The 25,439-nt window shown below is 32.1% G+C and carries 7 protein-coding genes; 2 read left to right on the top strand and 5 right to left on the bottom strand.

Annotated features, from left to right (window positions below):
* Nucleotides 1-34 precede the first annotated feature (34 nt).
* The 5 genes from ydiJ to U9966_RS02140 form a co-directional block, all read right to left on the bottom strand.
* Nucleotides 35-3,139 (bottom strand): D-2-hydroxyglutarate dehydrogenase YdiJ, encoded by a 3,105-nt coding sequence (gene ydiJ, locus U9966_RS02160; protein WP_306346713.1) that lies wholly within the window; start codon nucleotides 3,137-3,139, stop codon nucleotides 35-37.
* Between the two features lie 235 nt (nucleotides 3,140-3,374).
* Nucleotides 3,375-10,790 carry a YopT-type cysteine protease domain-containing protein gene (locus U9966_RS02155; RefSeq protein WP_306355507.1) on the bottom strand — a complete coding sequence of 2,472 codons (7,416 nt, stop codon included), beginning with the start codon at nucleotides 10,788-10,790 and terminating at the stop codon, nucleotides 3,375-3,377.
* A gap of 24 nt (nucleotides 10,791-10,814) precedes the next feature.
* A complete protein-coding gene (locus U9966_RS02150; protein WP_306355506.1) occupies nucleotides 10,815-10,991 on the bottom strand; it encodes a hypothetical protein in 177 nt (58 codons plus the stop codon).
* Between the two features lie 674 nt (nucleotides 10,992-11,665).
* Nucleotides 11,666-18,850 carry a YopT-type cysteine protease domain-containing protein gene (locus tag U9966_RS02145; RefSeq protein ID WP_306355505.1) on the bottom strand — a complete coding sequence of 2,395 codons (7,185 nt, stop codon included), beginning with the start codon at nucleotides 18,848-18,850 and terminating at the stop codon, nucleotides 11,666-11,668.
* A 24-nt stretch (nucleotides 18,851-18,874) separates the two neighbouring features.
* The gene (locus tag U9966_RS02140) at nucleotides 18,875-20,590 is read right to left on the bottom strand and encodes a ShlB/FhaC/HecB family hemolysin secretion/activation protein (RefSeq protein WP_306347271.1); all 1,716 of its coding nucleotides are present in this window, start codon (nucleotides 20,588-20,590) and stop codon (nucleotides 18,875-18,877) included.
* 655 nt (nucleotides 20,591-21,245) lie between these two features.
* Between U9966_RS02140 and glgB the strand changes: the two genes are divergently transcribed.
* Together glgB and glgX are read left to right on the top strand one after the other, a co-directional pair.
* Nucleotides 21,246-23,435 carry a 1,4-alpha-glucan branching protein GlgB gene (gene glgB / locus U9966_RS02135; RefSeq protein WP_306347275.1) on the top strand — a complete coding sequence of 730 codons (2,190 nt, stop codon included), beginning with the start codon at nucleotides 21,246-21,248 and terminating at the stop codon, nucleotides 23,433-23,435.
* Nucleotides 23,436-23,445: 10 nt separating this feature from the next.
* Complete coding sequence (glgX, locus tag U9966_RS02130; RefSeq protein ID WP_306347270.1) at nucleotides 23,446-25,410, top strand: glycogen debranching protein GlgX; 1,965 nt, start codon at nucleotides 23,446-23,448, stop codon at nucleotides 25,408-25,410.
* Nucleotides 25,411-25,439 lie beyond the last annotated feature (29 nt).

Raw genomic sequence — 25,439 nt, 5'->3', positions numbered from 1 at the left:
TAAGCGGTCAGTTGTTGATTGATTTTTGCAAATTTTAAGTATGGGATACTAATACACTCAATAACGCTTGAATAGGGTGTTTTAATATCACTTTTTCCATACGCTTGACTTGGCTACGGCAAGAGTAACCTGTGGCAAGACATTGTTCTATCGGTTTATCTTTAAATTTAGTTTGCCACGATTGTTCGTAAATTGCTTTAGACATTGCTATATGCTGGGTTTCGTGACCAAAAGTCCCTGCCATTCCACAGCAACCGACATTTTCACTGTTCAGTGTTTGGTTGAAATACTCAAAAATCCGTTGCCACTCTTTTGTGCTATTTGGTAAAGCAGTGGTTTCTGTACAGTGTGAAAACAGATACCATTGTAAGCGGTCACTTATTTGTAAATTTTTGCAAACATCTAACCGCTTGTTTTTAATCTGATCATTTAACCATTCGTGTACTAATAGAACTTCAAACTCACCTCGTTGTTCTTGCAACAGATGATTATATTCATCTCGATAAAGCAATACCAAAGCAGGATCGACTCCTACCATTGGGATATTTAATTTTGCGACACGGTTTAAAAAGTCTGCCTGATTTTTCGCTGTTTTAGAAAATTGATTTAAAAAACCTTTAATATGCGCCGCTTTTCCAGTTGGTTTGAAGGGTAATACAATAGGCTTAAAACCAATTTTTTGACAAAAATGGACAAAATCTGCGATAACTTTTGCATCATAATAAGAAGTAAAAGGATCTTGTATCACAAAAATAAATTTGCAAAAATCATTAGGTAAGTGACCGCTTGCAACCCAATGTTCAATGGTTTCTAACTTTTCCCCTTGATAATTTATTTTCACTAATTGCTGTTGTAAATTAGGTGTTGAAAGAGCAGGTAAGTCGGTCATTCCAATGGTTTTATTTGCTATTTTTTCTGCTATTTTCGTGGTACTAAAGAAATTATAGAAGTGTGGTGTTTTTGCCATTAAAGGGACAACAAACTCAAGATTAGACACTACATAATCTTTCACTGGACGAAAATAACGTTGATGATATAAATGATTAAATTGACTACGGAATGTTGGCACATCAATTTTTATTGGGCATTGGCTAGCACAGGCTTTACAAGCTAAACAAGTATCCATTGCCATTTTGACTTCGTGAGAAAAATCATAACTAGTATTCTTATTCCATTGGTGACGAAGCTTAGCAACAAAATCTGTTAATTTTAGAGGATATTTTTTATCCTTAAAAATTACATCATCAGGGCTAATCCCTTGTTCCGCAAGAAGTCGTAACCATTCTCGAATTAGTGTTGCACGCCCTTTGGGTGAAAAAACTCGATTGCCCGTTATTTTCATAGAAGGACACATCACACTATGCACATCAAAATTAAAGCATAATCCATTACCGTTACAACTCATTGCTCCTTTAAATTCGTTTTTTACCTCGAGGGGAATTTGGTGGTCAAAATCAGCACGCATAGGGGAATCAATCGGATACAACTTATCTTTACTGTCTAAAGGCGTACAAATCTTACCCGGGTTTAAGCGATTTTGAGGATCAAACAGTTGTTTAATATAACGTAGTTCGTGCCACAATTTTTCTCCAAAGAAATGCTGACCATAATAAGATCGCATACCTTTGCCGTGTTCTCCCCAAATTAAACCGCCGTATTTTGAGGTCAGTTTTACTACTTCATCAGAAATCGTTTTAAAGGTTTTAACTTGTTGTTTATCACATAAATCTAATGCGGGGCGAACGTGTAACACCCCTGCATCAACGTGTCCAAACATACCATATTCTAATTGATAAGAATCCAATAATTGACGAAATTCTGTAATGTAATCCGCTAAATTTTCAGGGGGAACGCAAGTATCTTCGACAAAAGGAATGGGTTTTGCCCACCCTTTCGCATTACCTAATAACCCCACCGCCTTTTTACGCATTGCATAAATTTTTTCGATAGAAGCTAAATCATTGCAAATTTGATAACCAATGATACCGCTTGTTTTATTTGCTATTTTTTGCTCGAGGGTTTGACACAAGTCATTAATCAGTTTTTGATTTTGTTCTTCATCATTAGAGGCATATTCCACAATATTAATACCAAGGATAGGATTATTTTTATCTTCTAATAATAAATCTGAAACGGAGTGCCAAATAATATCTTGTTTGGCTAAATTTAATACCTTTGAATCAATGGTTTCAACAGAAAGTGCTTTTGCTTCTAACATCATTGGAGCGGAACGCAGAGCAGAATCAAAAGAATTATATTTAATATTAATTAAGGTACGATATTTAGGAATAGGCAATAAATTAAGTTTTGCCTCACAAATAAAAGCTAATGATCCTTCTGAACCTGTCAGAATACGAGTTAAGTTAAATTCTGACTCATCATTATTAAAGACGTTTTTGAGATCGTAACCCGTTAAAAAACGGTTTAATTGTGGTAGATCCTTTAATACCTGTGGACGAATTTCTTTACAACGAGTGAAAATAGCAGAATGCAGTTGTTTGGCTGTATCAGATAAATTTAATTTATCTAAATTTGCAAAAAATTGATCAGATCCTACCGCTTGAGTTTCTAATATTTCCCCATTCATCAACACTGATTTTATCTCTAGTACGTGTTGTGAGGTTTTACCATATTGTAACGAACCCTGCCCTGAAGCATCAGTATTGATCATTCCTCCGATGGTCGCTCGATTACTGGTTGAAAGCTCTGGAGAGAAAAATAGTCCGTGAGGTTTTAAAAATTGATTTAGTTGATCTTTTACTACACCAGCTTGCACCCTGACCCAACGCTCTTTGACGTTTAATTCTAGAATATTTGTCATATAACGAGAGAGATCAATAATGATGTTATCATTTAATGATTGACCATTGGTTCCCGTTCCCCCACCTCGAGGTGTAAAAGTCAGGGATTGAAATTCAGCTCTTTGAGTAATTTGAGTGAGAATTTGTACATCTTCTACCGTCTTTGGATATAAAATCGCAGATGGAAGAACCTGATAAATACTATTATCTGTCGCTAAACTCAGACGATCGGCATAATTTGACGCAATATCACCTTTAAAATGGCGTTTTTTTACTTCATTTAGGTAACAAATCACATCATTGCTTAATTTTGGTATATCTGAAAGTTGTGGAAGCATAGTGTTATCAGTATTTATATTAATTATTGAATAATGATTATCTTAACAAGATTTTTCCATAAAATGAAAGAGAAAATAAAGAATGGTTTTTTACATTGAGGTTTAACTGAGTGCTCAACATAATTTTTTTAGATTATTTAATGCTAATTTTTAACTATCTTGAGCGATAGGATTCAAGGATAACCTTGAACCCCATTTTTAAAGTTTACACAGTTTGTGGGATAATGTTTTCAGATTATTCCTTATCATTTAGATGATAATTTACTACATTAAAAACTCTGTTTTTACTATTATCTCCAGCATAACCACTTTGTTGCCAAAATGCGTTTTTAAACCAATGATCAAATTTTTCACGACTAGGAAAACTTAATTCACCAAAATTAGGATCGAAGAAAACAACGTTTTCACCTTGAATAGCGGCTGAAACAGTATGAGCACCATCTTTCAAGCTAATTGATATTTTCTTTATTGCTGAATTTTCTTTGCCTGTATCTAAAATAGCTTGAGTGAAAGCATTTAGATTCTTGTCAGAAAGAGAGCCTTCTACTTGATCTTTACGACGTTGAGATCCAAATTGTCGTTCTTTTGCTGTAACACCTTGTTCTGATAACCAAGATTCCATTAATGTAAATTGTTGAGTTGCCGTATTACCATTATTTATGAATTCAGTTTGTAATTGCTTAATGACTTCAAAATATTTTTTATTTAGCTTTCCATTTTTTCCATCTTTAGGTTGATCATAAATATCCTCCCATAAACTTTGCTCATTTACTTTTTTTGTGATCCAAGATGCACAGACCGCCTCACAAACACCATTTTGGGTTTCAATATGTTTGATTATTTCGCTATATACTTCTCCCTTAAGTTGAGAAAATGTAAAATTAACTTCTCCATCAAATTGTTCAACAGTTTTACGAACTTTTCTAATTTCACTATCTTGTTTTACAGATTTAAAATTATCTCTTAACTTTTGTAATACTGAACGAGTTTGATCTTTTAATACAATATCTTTTATACGATCTGTTATAGGAGTATGATTTTCTTCTGTTGATGAACTACTTTTTCGCAAAGTACGTAAGAACTCTTGAACCATTTCACTATTCGTTGCCAGAGGAACTCTCTCATTATCATGAGGAGTAATTCGCATTTCAAATGTTTTATCAAACTTTGGAAAAGCGGAATAACCTGCATCTAGTAATAATTTATTAGTGATTACACGTGTAATTCTTCCATTACCATCGGCAAAAGGATGATAATCAATTAAACGCTGATAAACAAGAGCAGCTAGAACGCTTGGCTCAACACCTTTATTCTTGGCATTATTAATAAAATCTACTGTCTGTGCTAACTGTAATTGAGAAGCTTCTATACTAGAAAAAATAGCATCACCTTTAGTCAATGACTCATTTTTATATAAAATACGGTTCTCTCCTTCTTCTGGTCGTAAGTTATAATTTAGTTTCTCAATCATCGCTACAGTTAAGGCTTTATTTTTACTTTCGGTTAAGAATTCTTCAATAACGCTATGAAGCTGTTCTTTTAACGCTGGACTCTTTTTAATGGTTTCTGATGTTGTTGCTAATGTATTTAAGATATGAAGCGTTTGCTCTGGAATATCTAGTGGTAAACCTTTAGGTAAAGTTTTGACTAAATTCTGAATTTCGTTAAATTCTTTCTCAGTAGGTTTGAACGTTACTGCATCATTAATACGTTTTTCCATATCTTTTGCACCCTCTGTTAAGATTTCATCAAAACCGGGAGTGTTTTTCATTTGTTCAAAGACTGATTCTGGAACTAATCTTTTTGCAGCTACACGAGCACCATCTAGAAATACTGAATCATTTAAGATACTTTCTTCAAAATTATCATTACGTATATTTTCTAAGATAATTAATTCTTTTAAATTTAAATTATCTTCTAGATTGTCATAATTTATATTTTTTAATTTTTCATCTATTGTTTCTGGCTGCTGTCTAGAACTAAAGATATTTCGTATACGTTGAAATAGTGATTCTCTAACATTTTCTTCAACTACTTTATTTCCATTCCCTGCAGAATTTTTTAGTTCTGGTCGAGCAGGTAATAGAGGTGCAAAATCTTCTTCAGATTCAGTAGCGGTATGATCAGATAAGTTTTTTACAATTTCATCTGCTTTAGCGTTCGCTTTTGCTATAGCTTCTGGTGATTTATCTATCTTTGCATAAATAACGTCACTTTCTTTTTCTGATACTCCCTCTGCTTCTTTGGGTATTGAAGGTAATGGGCGTTTGCTATAGTCAATACTTGCTTCATCACCTAATGATTTAGTTGGTTTATTTAATGTATTAGGATTATCTAGTATCTCTTCATAAATTGGTTCTTCAACGACTTTATCTAAAAATTTAGTATTGATATGATCTGTTTTGGGCTTAGTTTTATTGGCTATATATTCTGAACCTTTATTCGCTAATCTTGATATATCTACTGTTTCAAAAGAGAAATGTGTTTTTGCAACGGTATCATCTTGAGTTACTGTTTTAGAATCAGATACATTATGTTTTATTTTATCATCCACATCTTGTTTATTATTTATTCCTGATATAGTGGAATGCTCTGTTGCTTCATAATGTTTTTGTTCTACCCTTCCTCCATTGATATTAAGATGTGATAGGCTATCAGAACTCATTCCAATATTTATACCAACATTTCCTCCATCCTTATGATGAGAATCAAGAACATCTTTACTATTTATTTTGCCATCAATCTTTAATAAAGATTTACCACTACTATCAACAAGATAGCCACCTTCTAAGTTAACATCTTTTAAATTACCTTCGATATGTTTTCCAGTAATTCCTGACTGTTTATTGACTTCCTTACCTTCTTCTTTTTCATAGCCAATCCCAACGCCGACATTTACATTTGGTTTTATGACTAACTCTGTATTTATAGAAGCACCTAGTCCTAAACTAGTATTTACTGAGGTTGTTTCACTTTTTACTTCATCTTGTACAGATTTTATATTGGTTTTACCATTTACGTCCAGATGCAGTTTATTGGCATCAATATTTGCTCCAGAAAGATTAAGGTTACCACCAGCTTTTATATTTAAATCATCTGATTTTAATTCAGTGTTTTTATGAATAGTTGAGCTAGTTTGAGAATTGCTTCCACTACCTTCTAACGAGTAATCTACACCTATTGCACAGCCTTCAGACATTACACCACAATGAACACTACCTCCAGCAGAGATTTTTGCACCAAGACTATTCGTTGTTTCAGAACGTATTGTTTCTCCTGCAATCAAATTTACATCACCTTTTGCATTTAAAGATAATTTACTTTTTTCATCACTTTCTACATTTTTTAAATCAAGATCGGCATCTGAAGAAAGAGTTACTTTACCATTAATGTGACTACGAACATCTGAGGATTCATGAATGTTATATTCAGTATGGGATATTTCAGCTTTTTCTTTTACACTCCCTCCAATGATATCTCCTGTTACAGTATTTATAACATCACTGGCAACTTGTAAAGTAGTAGTAATATCTTGCTTTAAGCCATTTTTTGAATCACGAACTTCACGAGCAGTATCATTGATTAAATCTCCAACAGCAGAATGCATTTCTCCTTCTAATCCAACTTTAACAGTTGTTTCAGTCATTGACTTATTTATTTCATCTTTCTCTTTTGTAGATAAAATATGCTTAGCATCTAACTCAAATCCTTCCTTATTTGTATTTGTGGGGTTAGGTTGAGTTGCATCTATATCTAAACCACCAATATCTGCAGAACCCAGAATATTTAATTTTCCACTATGAGTAGAAAGATGACTATTATTATGTTTTAAATCCGTCTGTTGATCTTGTTTTTTCGTATAGGCTATACCAACTTCTCCATTTAAACCAAATCGTTCACTTTCGGTTATACCAGTTTTAGTGCCATCTTTTTCATTAACAACAACACCTGCTTGATAACCTCCACCACTTGCTGATAAGCCAAGTTCAAGCTGAACAATATCCTCAGTTTTTTCGGAATGAGTGATATTTTTACCAGAATGAGTATTGTAGTTACCTTGTACTACACCAGAAATACTATCAGCACTCATATCACTGCCAGTTTGATTAAGATCTCCTTGTAAATTTAAATCTATATGATCAAATTTTAATGTTGATCCTTCTGATTTTACACTTGATTCTTTTTGTGTATGTTGACCAATAACTCTACCAGATAGTTTTGAATGAATATCCTCTTCTAAACTTATACTTGTTGTTGAATAAGTATCTTTAATATTTAAATCTTTTGTATTAATCGAACCTGTTGCCCCTCCAATGTTTGAGGAGATTATATCAATACTCTTATTTAAATCTGTTTCTAGATTGAGATTTCCTTTCGAAACAATATTTGATTTATGTACTGATGTACTACCATCTGCATTTGCAATAACACGACCTTCGGTTTCAATTCCTTTTGAGGCTTTCAAATGAGTTTCTTTTTCACTTAAAATATCTCCTTGATTTTTAATTTTTCCATCTGAATCAATATTTACAGTCTCTCCATAAATTGTGCCATCATTGTAAGTTTCGTGAGTTTTTAGCTCTATATCTTTAACATTTAGTACAGCATTTTCGGAGTTAGAGGGTAGATTATCATTATGAGAATGAGTAACAAGTGCTTTGATTGTATCAATATCAGTTAAATCATATTTGATTAGTGGTTTCTCTTCTTCTCCACCGTCAATTTTACCTAATAATTCTCTGTCTTTATCAGTCAATTCTTTTTCTAAATTTAAATTAGATTGTTGAAAAGAGCGATCAATAAGCAAATTTGTTTTTCTTAATAATTGAGTTAAATGAGAAAAATCAATCTCAGTATCTTTTTCTGTTTCATTTAATAAGTTTTCAAAATTTATATCAGGGACAGGGATGGAGTATTTTCCAATTACAATATCTCTTTGATAATTATTATGTTCAAATAGATGACCATTTTGTAAAGATGTAATATTTCCTGTTAATTTATCAGCAAATAATTGTGCCTTATGATGAGAAGGATAAAAAGAGATCATTGGCTTATTTTCTTTAAATTTTTGCCAATTTTGTTTTAATGCAGAGTGGTCTTGATTTGCCCAATTTTGCCCAAATGTGAGTAGCATTACTTTCTGAAAATCAGAGGATTGTATCCCTTGAAGGGCATTAATTATTTCATTACTACGAGCATAATACAGAGAACTACTTAATGGATATTCATCATTAAGTATAATATCAAAAAAATCATATAAATTATTTCTACTTAAATCTGCTGTTCCACTTAAATCTGTTTTAAATAGGGAAGAGCGAGGGGTATAGGCCACTCTTATATGTACTTTGGGGTTTTTTAAATAATTTTCTATAAGGTCAAACTGTTGATTTCTTGGTTCATTAACAATTTTTGTTGTGCCATTATTCTCAAAATTTCCTTGAATATTAATAAGGCTATAATTAAAGACACCGCTATCTTTATTTTGAATCTCTATAGGGGTAAATAATAATTTAACATCATAAGTAGGGTTAACCGATTTTCTAGTATTTATTAACATATAATTTAAACTAGTATTTATAATATTCTTTTGTATAAATGAAAAACCCGCTTCTCCAATAACAATTCCTGCATTTTTAATTTTTAAATTATTCACAAATTCAGGGACTTCTAAAGATATATAATAATTGTCATATTCTAAGTTATAATATTTACTATGCAGATGTTCTTTAAATGTATTTGAAATACTAACATTACTTTCTAATTTTGCATCATTAGTAAATTTTACAGCAGAAGCTGTAATTTTTTCTTTAGCAAAAATATCCCCTAAATTATAGATATTATTCTGAGCTTCTAAAAAAAGTTGACCTTCTGAATAAATAATTGAATCAGAATAATTATTAATGTCTCCTATAGTTGAACTTAGATATACTCCTTTTTTTGCAACTAAATCGCCATAATTTTGAATATTATCATTAGTAATAATTCCTAATTTTTTGGCAGAAATAATAGCTCCTTTATTTTTAAAGGAATGACTTTCAATTATAATATTTGCAAGAGATGTAAGTTGGTGATTTTCGTTTATATTAAAATCATTTGTTTTAACTGTAATATTATATTGTGCCTCAGGTAAATTATGGTTCTCTGAACTAAAATTGGTATTATCTTTAAAAATTAACTCAGCATCTCCTTTACTTGATATTTGTCCACTATTTTTATAACCATTAATTTTCCCTTCACTATCATTACCCTTAGTAATAATTTTGAGTGATTTTACGGCTAATATTTTTCCATTATTATTTAAATTATTACTGTCTATTTGAGTAGAATGTCCATAAATTATTCCTTTATTATCAATATCTGAACTATTTACTACAATATTTTTCCCTAACAAAACAGCGTTTTCTGTTAATTTTAACTGTTTTGCTTTAGTTTGAACGCTAACACCAGAAAGTTTACTATTATTTTCTAAATTAATACTCTCAGTCATATTTAGTTGTACTTTGTTAGCATTTACTTGTGCATTTGTTTTTATATTTGTAGTTTGACCATCTAATAAAATAGTTTTTGTATTTATTTCATTATTCAGTGTAATTTGATTTGCTTTTTTTATTTCAATACTATTTTTTGAATGCACTGAGTGGAGATCAATACTACCATTGTCAGTGATAAATTTAATATCAGATTCAGATAAAATTATATTACTATGCTTTATCCCTGCTCCTGAATCAGTGGTGACAAATTGGATATGTTTGCCGTGCATTGCACCTAATTCTTCACCACTAATGATCACTTCATCCACTATTTCACCTTTAGAAGTAATTTTTTGTTGTACAACATCATAAGAAGTTGAACCAGCAATTAAATTGATATTAGTTTCTGAAGAACTATCATCATTATGATTTTTGATAGCGCCCTTTTGTGTGATCTTTTTTGCAACAATATCTAAATATTTTAATCCATCAGTAGCCAAACCATTTTCTTCAATAGTAATTGTCCCTTTATCTACATCAAGATTTAACCCCTTTTGAGGAGCAATAACATTACTTGTTGATATAACAAAATGCTCAGTATTGCGAGTTTGTACACCATTAATATTAATACCATTAGGGTTTATGATTAACAGATCTGCTTTTTGACCAAGTACTTCTAACCCCCCTGTTAGTTGCGTTGAATTATGTCCTGTTACCTGATTTAAAATGACTTTTGCGGCCTCTCCTTCAAGTGAAGCATTTCCTTTAACATAACCAACCAAATGTGAATTACCATCATTAGTACTATTATTAAATACAGCACCATTTGTTACATTAAATTCTTTAAAGCGGTTATCAGAAATACCGTCGAACTCTGGTTTTGCAATATCAATGAGTAGTATGTCATTACCAACTGTCGTAATTTTGGTTTTAATGCCATCCACTTCTACACTATTCGCAAATGAATGTGTTGAAAGAAGGGATACTGCAAATATTGGTAATAATGTTGATTGAATAAATGTAGAAATTGCATTCAGTTTAAAATTAAATACAGACTTTTCTTGACTAGAAGTATCAGTATCTGATGAACTATTATTGATCGCAGATTGAACATTTTCTGCGACGGGGATTAAACAAGATTTAGATTTGCTAAAAATTAATTTATATTTGTTTTTATTCATAATAATTTTCCTTAATTATTTATGTTAAAAATGAATTGCTCCATTGAAATGGGGCACTCCTAAATTCCCTTTAGGATAATTTTCGGTACTTCTTAATGGTTTGGCATAAGTTACAGATAATGAAACATTTTGGGCTTGCATTTTTAGTCCTAATGCTACTCCTACTAATGTATTATGCTGTTTTGACGCTTTTTGATACACTTGTCCCCATCGACACCTATAAAAAATGAAACGACAGGTTACTTTTAGCTCTTTTCGGGGAAGTAAACAACAATTGTTCTGATTTTTTTATTTTCAGTTCACTGTTATTTATTTTTTCTTCTTTGTAGCTCTTCTATAAGTACATTTTTGCTATTACATTTGAGCAGTAGACTATGAAATATAGAAAGAGAATGGTTAGATGTATTTTTTGTAATTATTAACGGCATTTTCCATTTAAAATTCCTGATATTCTTATTGGCAAGGATAATTGATTATAGGATAAAAACAGGATATGTACATAAAAAAGGAAGAGTAAAATAGCTGGTCTGATGAGTTTATAATTTCAGGGTAAAATCATACGTAATTAGAGAAAAATAGTATCTAATAATAAATCAATGAGAGACTATTCAACAATCTTGATACCTTTAATAGGATTATTTATATTAACAAGATTGAGACTATAAAATTAAAGGCTGATTTTTCACATAGGAGATAATTGAATACTTTGTGCCTAGACGTTTCATAATTATAATTTTTTTAGATTATTCGATGCTAATAATTATCGTTAATGATAGGATTCAAGCAAATACTTGAATCCTATTTTTTTAGGACTTACACAAATTTAAATATAGTGTTTAAATTTAATTGTTTTTTTTACTTTATTTTTTCTCAGATTATTCCTTATCAGTTATATGATAATTTGTAACATTAAAAACTTTGGTTTTATTGTCATTTTCAGCATAACCACTTTGCTTCCAAAATGAGTTTTTAAACCAATTATTAAACTTTTCACGACTTGAAAATTCCATTTCTCCAAAGTTTGGATCAAAAAATGCTACTTTTTCTCCAATTATGGTCGCTGAAACAGTATGCACACCATCTTTTATATTGATTGAAATTTTCTTCGCTGCTGATTGTTCTGAACCAGTATCTAGTATTGTTTTAATTAACGTGTCAGTATTATCTCTAGATACTCCTCCCTCAACTTTATCTTGACGACTTAGAGTTCCAAAGGTTTTTTCTTTTGGTACAACACCTTGTTCAGATAACCAAGAATCTGTTAATGTGAATTGTTCAGTTGCTGTACTTCCACTATTAATAAATTCAGTCTGTAATTTCTTAATATTTTCAAAGGCATCTTTATTCAATTTACCTTTTTCTCCATTTTTAGGCTGATCATAAATCTCGTCCCATAAATTTTGAGTATTCACTTTTTTAGCAATCCAATTGGTACAAACCGCTTCACAAACACCATTCTCTGTTTCAATATGTTTGATAATTTCGTTATACACTTCACCTTTTGATTGAGAAAATTTAAAGACAACGTCACCACCAAATTGAGATACAGAACTCCTAACTTTACTAATTCTCGAATCTACTTTAAGAGGTTGAAAAAGAGCACTTAGTTTTTGTAGAGAAGAACGAGGTTGTTCCACAAGAGTACGATCTTTAACACGATCTGTTACTGGAGTATTGCTTTTAGTAACAGAAGACGTTAATAGATCCCTATTTTCTTCAGATGGTAAATGATTTCTTTGTAGAGTGCGTAAGAACTCTTGAACTACTTCACTGTTTGTTGCTTGAGGCTCGCTCTCATTATCACGAGGAGTAATTCGCATTTCAAATCGTTTATCAAATGTTGGAAAAACGGAATAGCCAGCATCTAGTAATAATTTATTTGTTATTACACGTGTAATTCTTCCGTTACCTTCGGCAAAAGGATGATAATCAATTAATCGCTGATAAACAAGAGAAGCCAAAACGCTCGGTTCAACCCCTTTACTCTTAGCATTATTAATGAAGTCCACTGTTTGTGCTAACTGTAATTTAGAGGCTTCTACACTAGAAAAAATAGCTTCATCTTTAGTTAATGATTTATCTTTATATAAAATACGAGATGGTCCCTCTTCCGGTCGTAAATTGTAATTTAGTTTTTCAACCATCGCTACAGTTAACGCTTTATCTTTACTCTCAGTCAAAAATGCTTCAATAACATTGTGAAGCTGTTCTTTTAACTCTGGACTTTTTTTAATGGTTTTTGATGTTGTTGCTAGTGTATCCAAGATATGAAGTGTTTGCTCTGAAATATCTAATACTGTTCCTTTAGGTATAGCTTGAACTAATCTCTGAATTTCACTAAACTCTTCAATAGTTGGTTGAAAAGTTACCGCCTCGTTAATACGTATTTCAATTTTTTTTGCTCCTTCCGTAAGAATTTCATCAAATTCTGGAACATTTTTCATTTGTTCAATTGTTGCTACGGATATTATTTTTTTAGCTGCTTCACGTGCCTCATCTAAGAATTTGTCATTTTCTAGTATCGTTTTTTCAAAATTCTGATTACGTTCATTTTCTAAAACAATTAATCCTTTAAGATTTAGAGAATCTTCTAAATGTTCATAATTCGGCTTGAGCGGTAGACTATCTGCTGATTTTTCTACTTCTGATGACTTTCCTGCAAATAGTTTACGTATAGATTGCAGTAATGAGCGTTCACTTGCTGCACCTGTTTTATCACCTCTTCTCCCCGCTGCATCTTTTAACTCAGGTCTAGCGGGTAATAATGGTGCAAACTCTTCTTCAATTTCAGATGTAGTTGCAACATTATTTGCTTTGGCAATGGCTTCTGGAGATTTATCGATTATTGCATAAATCTCTTCCGTATAACCTGTTGGTTGATCAGGGGTATTATGAATACTCGCATCCTCCGGTATTGGAGGTAATGGTCGTTTAGCTAACGGATTATCATTTGTTGCTATTGGAGGCAATATTCTTCCATTTTCACCAATTTCTTCATAAATAGGATCACTCTCTTCATTAACCGTATCGCTACTCTGCATTACTTTCGAAGTATAATCTTTCCCTTTATCGGAGAGTTTTTTTAGATCAAGAATTTCAAAATTAAATGAAGTTCTAGCAACCGTATCATCTTGACTAATGGTTTTTATTTCTGAAAGGGATGTTTTAACCTCTCCCTCAACTTCTTTAATATTGGTTACGCCTGATACAGCAGAATGTTGAGTTGCTTCATAATGCTTTTGCTCTGAACGACCACCACGAATATCAAGTTGTGATAAACTACTTCCATCAGTACCAATACTTCCACCAAAAGTACCACCATCTTTGTGATGAGAATCAGTAAGTTCTTTGCCTGTTACTTTTCCTTCAACTTGTAATAGAGTAGCATCTCCCTTATTAATCAGATGTCCAGCAGATAGATTTACCTCTTCAAGATGTCCTGTAAGATGTTCACTTGTTATTCCAGACTGTTTATTTACCTCTTTTCTGTGTTCGCTTTCTGTACCAATATCAAATCCAACACTGAGACTTGGTTTAACCCTTAATGCGGTTGTGATTGAAGCACCAATGCCTAAATTTGCACTTTGTGATGTGGTTTTACTGTTTAATTCATCTTGTACAGATTCAATATTGGTAGAACCTTTTACTTCTAATTCTAGGGATTTACTATCAATATTTGCCCCTGCAAGATTAAGATTACCACCTGTATCAATACTAAGATGAGTTGCTTTTAGCTCAGTATTATGGAATTTTTTAGAATTCTGATGACTATCACTACTGCTTCCATCGAAAGAGGCACTTACTCCAACCTCACAACCATCAGACATAATGCCACAACGAGCATAATTTCCACTGGTAATAGTAGCACTAAAGCTTGTTGTACTTTCTGTTCGATCTGTTTCTCCTGCTACTAGGTTTACATCACCAACTGCTTTTAAAGATAATTGACTTTTGTCACTACTACCCACATTTTTTAGCGTAATATCTGAATGTGAAGAAAGTACTACCTTACCTTCAATATGAGTGGCAATATCAGCATTTTGATGTGAAGAGTGTTCAGTCTGAGTAATTTCCCCCTTATTTTTTATACTTCCACCGATAGCATCTCCAGTTATTAAATGTAATACATCACTTGTAGCCTGTAGACTTACTGTACCATCTTGCTTCAAACCTTTGTTTAAATCATTAATTTGGCGAAGGGTACTATTAACAGTATCTCCTATAGAAGAGTGTAGTTCAGCATCTATTCCCAGTTTAATACTTGTTGTACTCAAATATTCATCAATTTGGTCTTGCTGTTTTGTTGATTGAATACGATCTGCACTTAATTCAAATCCTTTTTCCTCTGTTAAAGGAGATGTTGCATCAATATTTACTCCTCCAATATCAGCAATACCCTGTACATTTAAGCGACCTTCTTTTACAGAAAGGCGACTATTAGTATGTGTTAATGCAGTATGTTCTTCTTGTATTTTAGTAAATTTAATAGCTAGATCTGAATGCAATCCAAATCGATCATTATCTGTAATACCTGTATTTATACCCTCTTTTTCATTGATATTTAACCCAGCTTGATGCCCATTACCACTTGCTGTTATAGAAAACTCAAGCTGTGCAACATTTTCACTACTTTCAGAGTGTTTGGTATTAATACCTGCTTCAGTGTTATAATTACCCTGCACTACACCAACAATGCTATCCGTTGTTATACTACTTCCTTTTTGATTTAAATCCTTTGTTAAATTTAAGTCTAAATTATCCGCTTCTAAAGTAGAACCTACAGATGTCACACTAAAATCTTGTTGTGAACTTTGTCCAATAACCTTTCCTGAAATCCGAGAATAAATATCCTCTTCTTTAAGGCTGCTATTCGTTGTTGCATCATCTTTTAAATTTAGATCCTGTGTTTTTATTGAAACACTATGTCCTTTAACTTCGGAAGCGGTTAGATCAATTTCACTATTTGCATCCGTTTCTAGTTTAATGTTTCCTTGTGATTCAATATGTGCTTGATGAACAGAAGAACTACCATCACCATTGAAGATAACTTTATTTTCTACTTCAATTCCTTTTTCTCCAGTTAAGTGCGTTTCTTGTGTACTTATAATATCCCCTGAGCTTTGGATTTTATCCTCTGCTTCAATATTAATTTTTTCAGCGACAATCGTACCGCTATTGTAGGTATTGTGTGTTTTTATATCGATATCTCGGACTTCAATTTCGGCATCACTTGATAAACTTTCTGATGCCGTTGTAGTATGAGAAGAGTGATCTATTATTGTCTTAATATTATTGATATCAGGTGTATATTCTGATAATAAATCATCTGTATCTGTTGGATCAACTTGTTGAAAAGACCGATCAATAAGTAGGTTTATTTTTCCTAATGAGAGTTTTAAATTAAGAAACTCAACATCATTTCCTAACATTAAGCCATTGTGTAGACTTTTAAACTCCACACCAGAAGTGCTGTTTATTATTTGTTCTTTAGCGTTAATATGCTTTTGATAAGAATTGGATTCACTTTGTTCACTATTTGCTAATGTATCAGTCATTCCTGTTAATCTATCGGCAAATAATTTAGCTTTATAATTAGATGGGTGAAAGATAATGGATGGTTTATTTTTTTTGAAATCTCCCCAACTCTGTTGTAATTTTTGATAATCTTGATCTGTCCAATTTTGACCAAAAACTAATAACATTACACGTTGGAAATCTGGAACATTTACACCTTGAAAGGTTGTCATTATTTCTTTAGTACGACCATAATAAAAAGCACTACTAATGGCATATTCATTTTGAAATATATTATCAAATAATTCATATAAACTTTCTTTTTTTAATGTTGTTCTAACACTTAATCCAGTATTTAAAGATTGTAATTTAGGCATATAAGATATTTTGATATCTACCTTTTTTTTCAAATAATCATTGATAAGATCAAAAGATCTTCCTTTAGAATTATTAACAAAGTTTATTGTATTATTATTTTCAAATTCTCCTTTAATATTTATAACACTATAATTAAAAATACCTGCATTTGTGTTTCTCGTTTCTTTTTGAATAAATGTCAGTCCTGATTCACCTTCAATAAATCCAGCATTTTTAATTCTCAAATTATTTATAAATTCTGGAACATTGAGCTCAATAGAGTAATCATCGAATTCTACATCATAATATTTTTGATGAGTATGTTGTTTAAATGTTGTAGGAGTATCAATACCTCCAGATAATTCAACATCATTAATAAATTTAACTGCTGATATTGTTATTTTATCTTTAGCGAAGATTTCACCTAAATTATAAACAGTCTCATTACTGTCTAAATTTAATTTTCCATCAGTATAAATAACAGAATTATCATAGTTATCGGTATTTTTTGAAATTAAAGACATCCCTTCTTTGGCGGCAATAAGACCATTATTTTTAATATAATCCGCCATAATATTTAGTTCTTTTGCACTTGTTAATAGTCCTTTATTTTTAAAAATTTTACTATGAATATGAACATTCGCATTGGAGCGTAATCTAGCATTGTCTTCAATGTAAAAAAGATTTGTTGTCAGCATTAACTTATTATGTGCTTCTGGTAAGCTGTGAATATTAGAATTAAAATTAGTATTGTCAGTAAAAATTAATTTAAGATCGCCTTTACTTGATATTAGCCCACTATTTTTATAGCCATTAGTTTGTTTACTTTTATCACTACCTTTAGTTATAATTGTCAATAATTCATTTGCGGATAACTCTCCACTATTATTAATTTCAGAGCTAGTTATCACACTATTGATAGCAAAAAAAGTTGCATTATTTTCAACATTGAGTTGCTTGCTTTGTGAGTGAATATCAATTGCTGTAATGATGCTATCAGATTCTAAGTTAATGTTTTCTTTGGCATTGAATTCAACCCTTTGTGCTTTAATCTTTGCTTTGTTTTTTACATTTATAGATTGAGCATTTAATACAATAGATTGAGACGTGATACCTTTATTTAAATTAATTTGATTAGTTCCATCTACTTCCACTTTATCTTTAGAATGTACAGTTTGGAGATCAACATTACCATTATTTGTCGTAAATTTAATATCAGATTCAGATAAAATTATATTACTATGCTTTATCCCTGCTCCTGAATCAGTGGTAACAAATTGGATATGTTTGCCGTGCATTGCACCTAATTCTTCACCACTAATGATCACTTCATCCACTATTTCACCTTTAGAAGTAATTTTTTGTTGTACAACATCATAAGAAGTTGAACCAGCAATTAAATTGATATTAGTTTCTGAAGAACTATCATCATTATGATTTTTGATAGCGCCCTTTTGTGTGATCTTTTTTGCAACAATATCTAAATATTTTAATCCATCAGTAGCCAAACCATTTTCTTCAATAGTAATTGTCCCTTTATCTACATCAAGATTTAACCCCTTTTGAGGAGCAATAACATTACTTGTTGATATAACAAAACGCTCAGTATTGCGAGTTTGTACACCATTAATATTAATACCATTAGGGTTTATGATTAACAGATCTGCTTTTTGACCAAGTACTTCTAACCCCCCTGTTAGTTGCGTTGAATTATGTCCTGTTACCTGATTTAAAATGACTTTTGCGGCCTCTCCTTCAAGTGAAGCATTTCCTTTAACATAACCAACCAAATGTGAATTACCATCATTAGTACTATTATTAAATACAGCACCATTTGTTACATTAAATTCTTTAAAGCGGTTATCAGAAATACCGTCGAACTCTGGTTTTGCAATATCAATGAGTAGTATGTCATTACCAACTGTCGTAATTTTGGTTTTAATGCCATCCACTTCTACACTATTCGCAAATGAATGTGTTGAAAGAAGGGATACTGCAAATATTGGTAATAATGTTGATTGAATAAATGTAGAAATTGCATTCAGTTTAAAATTAAATACAGACCTTTCTTGACTAGAAGTATCAGTATCAGATGAACTATTATTGATCGCAGATTGAACATTTTCTGCGACGGGGATTAAACAAGATTTAGATTTGCTAAAAATTAATTTATATTTGTTTTTATTCATAATAATTTTCCTTAATTATTTATGTTAAAAATGAATTGCTCCATTGAAATAGGTCACTCCTGAATTCCCTTTAGGATAATTTTCGGTACTTCTTAATGGTTTGGCATAAGTTACAGATAATGAAACATTTTGGGCTTGCATTTTTAGTCCTAATGCTACTCCTACTAATGTATTATGCTGTTTTGACGCTTTTTGATACACTTGTCCCCAATCTACACCTATAAAAGGTGAAATCACAGACAAGACACTTTTTTGTGGATAAAAAGGTATTGTGAGTGTTTGTGAAATAAACACACCTTTGTCTCCAGAAACTATACCACCTTTGAAACCTCGTACGGTGTACTCATCACCAATCGCAAATTGATTATCAGAGAGTAATCCTAATGAACTATATTGAGCTCCAGCTCTAAATTGATAACTTAAAGGACGTATCATAGTGAAAGGCTTGTGCCAATTAACACTACCTGAAATAACTTGCATTGTTTTGAGCTGATCATTTAAATAAGCTGAATGTTGAGAATTAAACCAATTTAACCCATTGCTAAAATTAAGATCACTATGTAATTTACCATTCCAAAATGTTGAAATATGAGATAATCCAATATTAAATTTGCTGTAAAGATTATCTGTTATTAAACGATTAACAACATAATTATTCTTTTTCTTAAATTCTAACTCTCCATAAGCTGTTAAAATACTTTCTCTATTGCGATTGAGAATACGAGAGACTTTTACACTAGCCGTTTGAGTTTTTCCTTCACTCTTATAATTATCATTATTTCCACGTAATTCTTTTTCATACCCTAAATGTGCCAATTTCAGATCTAAAGTGTAAAAACCGAGAGGTTGACTATAATTTATTGCATAGTTTTGCTGACTATTTTCTTTTGAATTTTTATAAAAACGATAATTGGTTGAAAAAGACCAACTATCATTTATACCAATGAGATCACTTACTGATAGGGTTGCTGTCAGTTGATTACGACCATTTGCATTATTTTCTGATCCTGAGTTATTAAACCCAATAGAAAAAGCTGGCATTACAGAACGTTTGGTTTCAATATTAATATTTGATTTAGACATTTCTTGGCTTGCAATAATTTGTAATCGTGTAGATTTGTTGACATTATTGGTTATTTCTACAATTTGGTCAGCATCAAAAATATTAAATGGCTTATTGTTTAAATTAGGTAAAGTGCTTAACATTGCTTTATCTTTAAAGCTTTGTGGGATTTGACCATTTACATAGTAATTATTTACCCCTCCCCAATGAATAATAAATTTTAAATGTCCATCTGAAATGTTTGTTTCTTTTAATCCAATAGCACTAGTTATATACCCTTGTGAATATAAAACTTCTGTTAATTCTTTTACTAATTCTAAAATTTGTGGCGTTGTTAATTTCTTATTTTCATAATGCTGGATAATAGATTGAAAATTTAGTGAGATTGACTGATTTACAAGATCAATACTAATTTTATTTATTTTTTGAGCTTGTTCCTCTTTATTAACTAAACTTTTTGCTACTTTTAGCTTTTTTGGGGGATTGGTAAATAAAAATTGTTCTGCTTTTTTTATTTGCAGTTCACTGTTATTTATTTTTTCTTGATTTTTTATTCTTTGTTGCTCTTCTATAAGTATATTTTTGCTATTTGCTATTACATTTGAGCAGTAGAGTATGAAATAGAGAGAGAGAATGGTTAGATGTATTTTTTTGTAATTATTAACGGTGTTTTCCATTTAAAATTCCTGACGTCCTTATTGGGAATAATAATCAATTATAGGATAAAAACAGGATATGTATATAAAAAAGAAAGAGTAAAACAACTGGTCTAATGAGTTTATAATTTCAGGGAAAAATCATACTTAACTAGAGCAAAATAGATACTAAAACCTAATGTAAATCAATGAATTACGTTAATTAACGTAGCGGCGAATTAGTAAGCGTTAGTTTGCGTATATTCGCTCGTTATTCGATATAAAAATCCTCACAAAATATTATTAGGTATAAATATAGCGGGTAGATCAAATCGAAAATTAACAAATTTAACACCTTGCGTAGATACCTTGTGCCTACAATATGTTTATACATTAATTGGTTATGTGAAAAATTGATAAAATATAGCAGTTATATCCAGTTCACAATTTACAATTTTTATGCTTGCTATTTCTTAATAGTATCTAAAAAAATAATAGGTAAAAGGTTACGTTTCTCTTGTTTATAATTTAAACTTTTTTAGATATTCTATTTATGAAAAGATCAGGAAAAAATATTTTTGATAGAGATCACAAGTTACAATGAAACCAATTGCTTTTTAACTGTAACTCTGTATATTTTTGTTAATACCAACCAAATATTTCAATATACAAAAAACAAAAATAGGCAGAATTTATGATAACAGAATTAGTATCCCAAGCAGAAATTAATGCTTTTTTTAATGGGCAGTGTTCTGTCCCTTTCTCTGTTTTAGGTATGCACGAAACCGATAATGGCATAGAAATTCGAGTATTGTTACCTGATGCCACACGAGTATTAGTGATTGAGCGAGAAAATCAGCAAATTTTATTTGAATTATCGCCGCTTGATGAGCGAGGTTTCTTTGCTGGTATAACACCAGATACCCATTCTTTTTATGATTATCAGTTACAGGTATTTTGGGGTAATGAATCTCAAATTATTGAAGATCCTTATCGTTTTCATCCTATGGTGGATGAATTGGATAATTGGTTGCTTTCAGAAGGTTCACATCATAGACCTTATGAAATTTTAGGTGCTCATTTTGCGGAGTGCGATGGCATTTCTGGTGTTGTTTTCCGTTTGTGGGCACCAAATGCTAAACGTGTTTCTGTGGTGGGGGATTTTAATTATTGGGATGGGCGTCGTCATCCAATGCAAAAACATTTTTCAAGTGGTATTTGGGAACTATTTTTACCAAAAGTATCCCTTGGACAATATTATAAATTTGAACTGATTGATTGTAATGATCAATTACGTTTAAAAGCTGATCCTTATGCGTTTAGCTCCCAACTTCGTCCTGATACGGCATCACAAGTGAGTATGTTGCCTGAAATAGTAGAAATGACAGCACAACGTCGTAAAGCGAATCAATCTGATCAACCGATTTCTATCTATGAAGTGCATTTAGGTTCGTGGCGTCGTAATGTCGAAAATAATTATTGGCTTAATTATGATCAGCTTGCTGATGAGCTAATTCCTTATGTAAAAGAAATGGGCTTTACTCATATTGAGTTTTTACCCCTTTCTGAGTTTCCTTTTGATGGTTCTTGGGGCTATCAACCTATTGGATTATATTCTCCAACCAGTCGCTTTGGTTCACCAGAAAGTTTTAAACGTTTAATTGATAAAGCACACGAAGCAGGATTAAATGTCATTTTAGATTGGGTGCCTGGACATTTCCCAAGTGATACTCACGGCTTAGTCGCGTTTGATGGCACGGCATTATACGAACACGCTGATCCAAAAGAAGGCTATCATCAAGATTGGAATACCCTTATTTATAATTATGGTCGTAATGAAGTGCGTAATTTCTTGGTCAGCAACGCGTTATATTGGTTGGAACGCTTTGGCTTAGATGGAATCCGTGTTGATGCGGTGGCGTCGATGGTTTATCGTGATTATAGCCGTAAAGAAGGGGAGTGGATCCCAAATCAATATGGTGGGCGTGAAAATCTAGAAGCGATTGAATTTTTAAAACAAACGAATTACTTAATCAATAAAGAGATGAATGGTGCGGTGTCTTTTGCCGAAGAATCTACTTCTTTTACTGGTGTAACACATCCTTTAGAAAATGGTGGACTTGGTTTTAATTTTAAATGGAATATGGGATGGATGAATGACACTTTATCCTATATGCAAAAAGATCCGATTTATCGTCAGCATCATCATAATCAAATGACCTTTGGAATGATGTATCAATACAGCGAAAACTTTGTGTTACCGCTTTCACACGATGAAGTGGTTCACGGTAAATCCTCTTTATTGGGTAAAATGCCGGGAGATACGTGGCAGAAATTTGCGAATTTACGTGCTTATTATGGTTATATGTGGGGACATCCAGGTAAAAAATTACTCTTTATGGGTAATGAATTTGCACAAGGGCGTGAGTGGGATTATCAAGAAAGTTTAGATTGGTTCTTATTAGATGAAAATCACGGTGGTGGTTGGCACAAAGGGGTACAAGATTTTGTAAAAGATCTTAACCATACCTATCAACGAAATGCCCCATTATTTGAATTAGATTGTGATCCTAATGGGTTTGAATGGTTAGTTGCAGATGATCATCAAAATTCTGTTTTTGCCTTTGAACGCCGTACTCACAGTGGCGAGCGTATTATTGTCATCAGTAATTTTACCCCAGTGCCACATAATGAATATCGTATTGGTGTCAATGAAATGGGGACATATACAGAGATCTTAAACTCTGATTCAGCACTTTATATGGGATCGAATATGGGTAATTTAGGGAAAGTAGAGGCTGAATCTATTGACTCTCACGGAAAAGCACAATCTATTAAGGTTGCTGTTCCGCCATTGGCAACCATATATTTAAAATTAGACAAATAATAGATAGCAAATGAATAAGATAAATAAAGGTAAACCTTATCCACTAGGTTGTACAAAGCAAATTCAAGAGAATATTGATGGATTTAATTTTGCAATTTTTTCATCAAAAGCCACCGCTATTGAGTTGTGTATTTTTGAAGATGATGAAGAAACCCGATATTTGATGCACCAAAGTGAAGATATTTGGCATATTTGGTTATCCAATGTAAGTTGTGGTATGAAGTATGGTTATCGTTTGTATGGCGATGGCTTAAATCCAAATAAATTGATTCTTGATCCTTATGCAAAAGAAGTTGTTGGAAAGCCAGATCTGAGTAATGCAGAAAAACGATCGTGGTTTTTATTAAATGATCCAAGAGATAACGCTCACCTTGCCCCGAAAGCGGTCATTTTTGAAGATAAATTTGCGTGGCAAGATGATCAATCCCCTAATATTGCTTGGGCAGACACCATTATTTATGAAGCAAATGTGAAAGGCTTAACCAAACTACGAGAAGATTTACCTGAAAATATTCGAGGCACTTATGTGGGTGTGGCTCACTCTAAAATGATTGCTTATTTAAAAGAGCTAGGGATTACGACCTTAGAGCTATTGCCGGTTAATTACCATTTAGATGAACCGCATTTACAAGAAAAAGGCTTGCATAATTATTGGGGATATAATCCTTTGGCAATGTTTACGGTTGAGCCTAAATATTGGTCAGGACGAAAAGGGACGTCGCCACTTTCTGAATTTAAAGAAATGGTTAAGGCGTTACACAAAGCAGGAATTGAAGTGGTGCTTGATGTGGTGTTTAACCACAGTGCGGAATCAGAAAAAGATTTTCCAACTTTTTGTCAGCGTGGTATTGATGATGAAACCTATTATTGGCGGAATGATCAAGGAGAATATATCAATGCAACAGGCTGTGGAAATATGCTCAACGTGTCTTCTGAGATTGGTCGCCGTTGGGTAATAGATTGTTTAAGATATTGGGTGGAAGAGTGCCACGTCGATGGTTTCCGTTTTGACTTAGCCCCAACCTTAGGACGAGAAACACCAGCATTTAATCCCAAAGCAAAATTATTCGAAGAGATAGCAGAAATACCGAGTTTACAAAAATGTAAGTTTATTGCAGAACCTTGGGATATTGGTGAAGGGGGTTATCAAGTGGGTAATTTTCCTGTTTATTTTTCTGAATGGAATGATCGTTTTCGTGATGATATGTGCCGTTTTTGGTTATGGAAAAGTGGTGAACTAGGTGCATTTGCACAGCGTTTTTCAGGGTCGAGCGATATTTATCAGCGCGAAGGCTATTTACCCCATAATTCGATTAATTTTATTACAGCACACGATGGTTTTACCTTAAAAGATTTGACCTGTTATAACCAGAAACATAATTTAGCCAACGGCGAAAATAACAATGATGGACGGAATGAAAATTATAGTTATAACCACGGCATTGAAGGGCTTGATGACATTCCAGAAGCGGTGAAATTAGATCGATTTTTTACAAGTTGTGGATTGTTATGTAGTTTGCTCTTAGCAAATGGTGTTCCAATGTTATTGGCGGGCGATGAATTTGGTAATTCTCAATATGGCAATAATAATGCGTATTGCCAAGATAATCAAACCGCTTGGTTAAAATGGAATACCTTTGAGAAAGAGTTATTTGATGTAACTAAAAAGATAATTGCGATACGCAAACAGATATTAAGTTTATCAAAAGATAAGTGGTGGAATGAAAATAATGTGAGCTGGCTAAATGTGAATGGTCAACCGATGAGAGAAGCTGATTGGCACAATAATGAAACGGAAGCCTTTCAAATATTATTAGATAATCAATGGTTATTGTTAGTGAATGCTAAATCACAGCCACAGACCTTTTTACTATCCAAAGAGAAATGGGAGACAGTATATAGTAATACAGATGTAATTTTACAAGAAGATGTATTAAAAGTTGATAATCTTACTTTTTGTATTTTACAGAAATAGTTTAATTAACAGATTAAATTCAATAATGA

The organism is Pasteurella atlantica, from assembly GCF_963693435.1.
GTDB lineage: Bacteria > Pseudomonadota > Gammaproteobacteria > Enterobacterales > Pasteurellaceae > Phocoenobacter > Phocoenobacter atlanticus.
This window is presented reverse-complemented; position numbering and strand designations above follow the sequence as displayed.

Bases quoted from the DNA above. Each gene is read 5' to 3' on its own strand.
- U9966_RS02145 (WP_306355505.1), bottom strand. From the start codon at position 18,850: ATGAATAAAAACAAATATAAATTAATTTTTAGCAAATCTAAATCTTGT.
- U9966_RS02140 (WP_306347271.1), bottom strand. From the start codon at position 20,590: ATGGAAAACACCGTTAATAATTACAAAAAAATACATCTAACCATTCTC.
- ydiJ (WP_306346713.1), bottom strand. From the start codon at position 3,139: ATGCTTCCACAACTTTCAGATATACCAAAATTAAGCAATGATGTGATT.
- U9966_RS02155 (WP_306355507.1), bottom strand. From the start codon at position 10,790: ATGAATAAAAACAAATATAAATTAATTTTTAGCAAATCTAAATCTTGT.
- glgX (WP_306347270.1), top strand. From the start codon at position 23,446: ATGAATAAGATAAATAAAGGTAAACCTTATCCACTAGGTTGTACAAAG.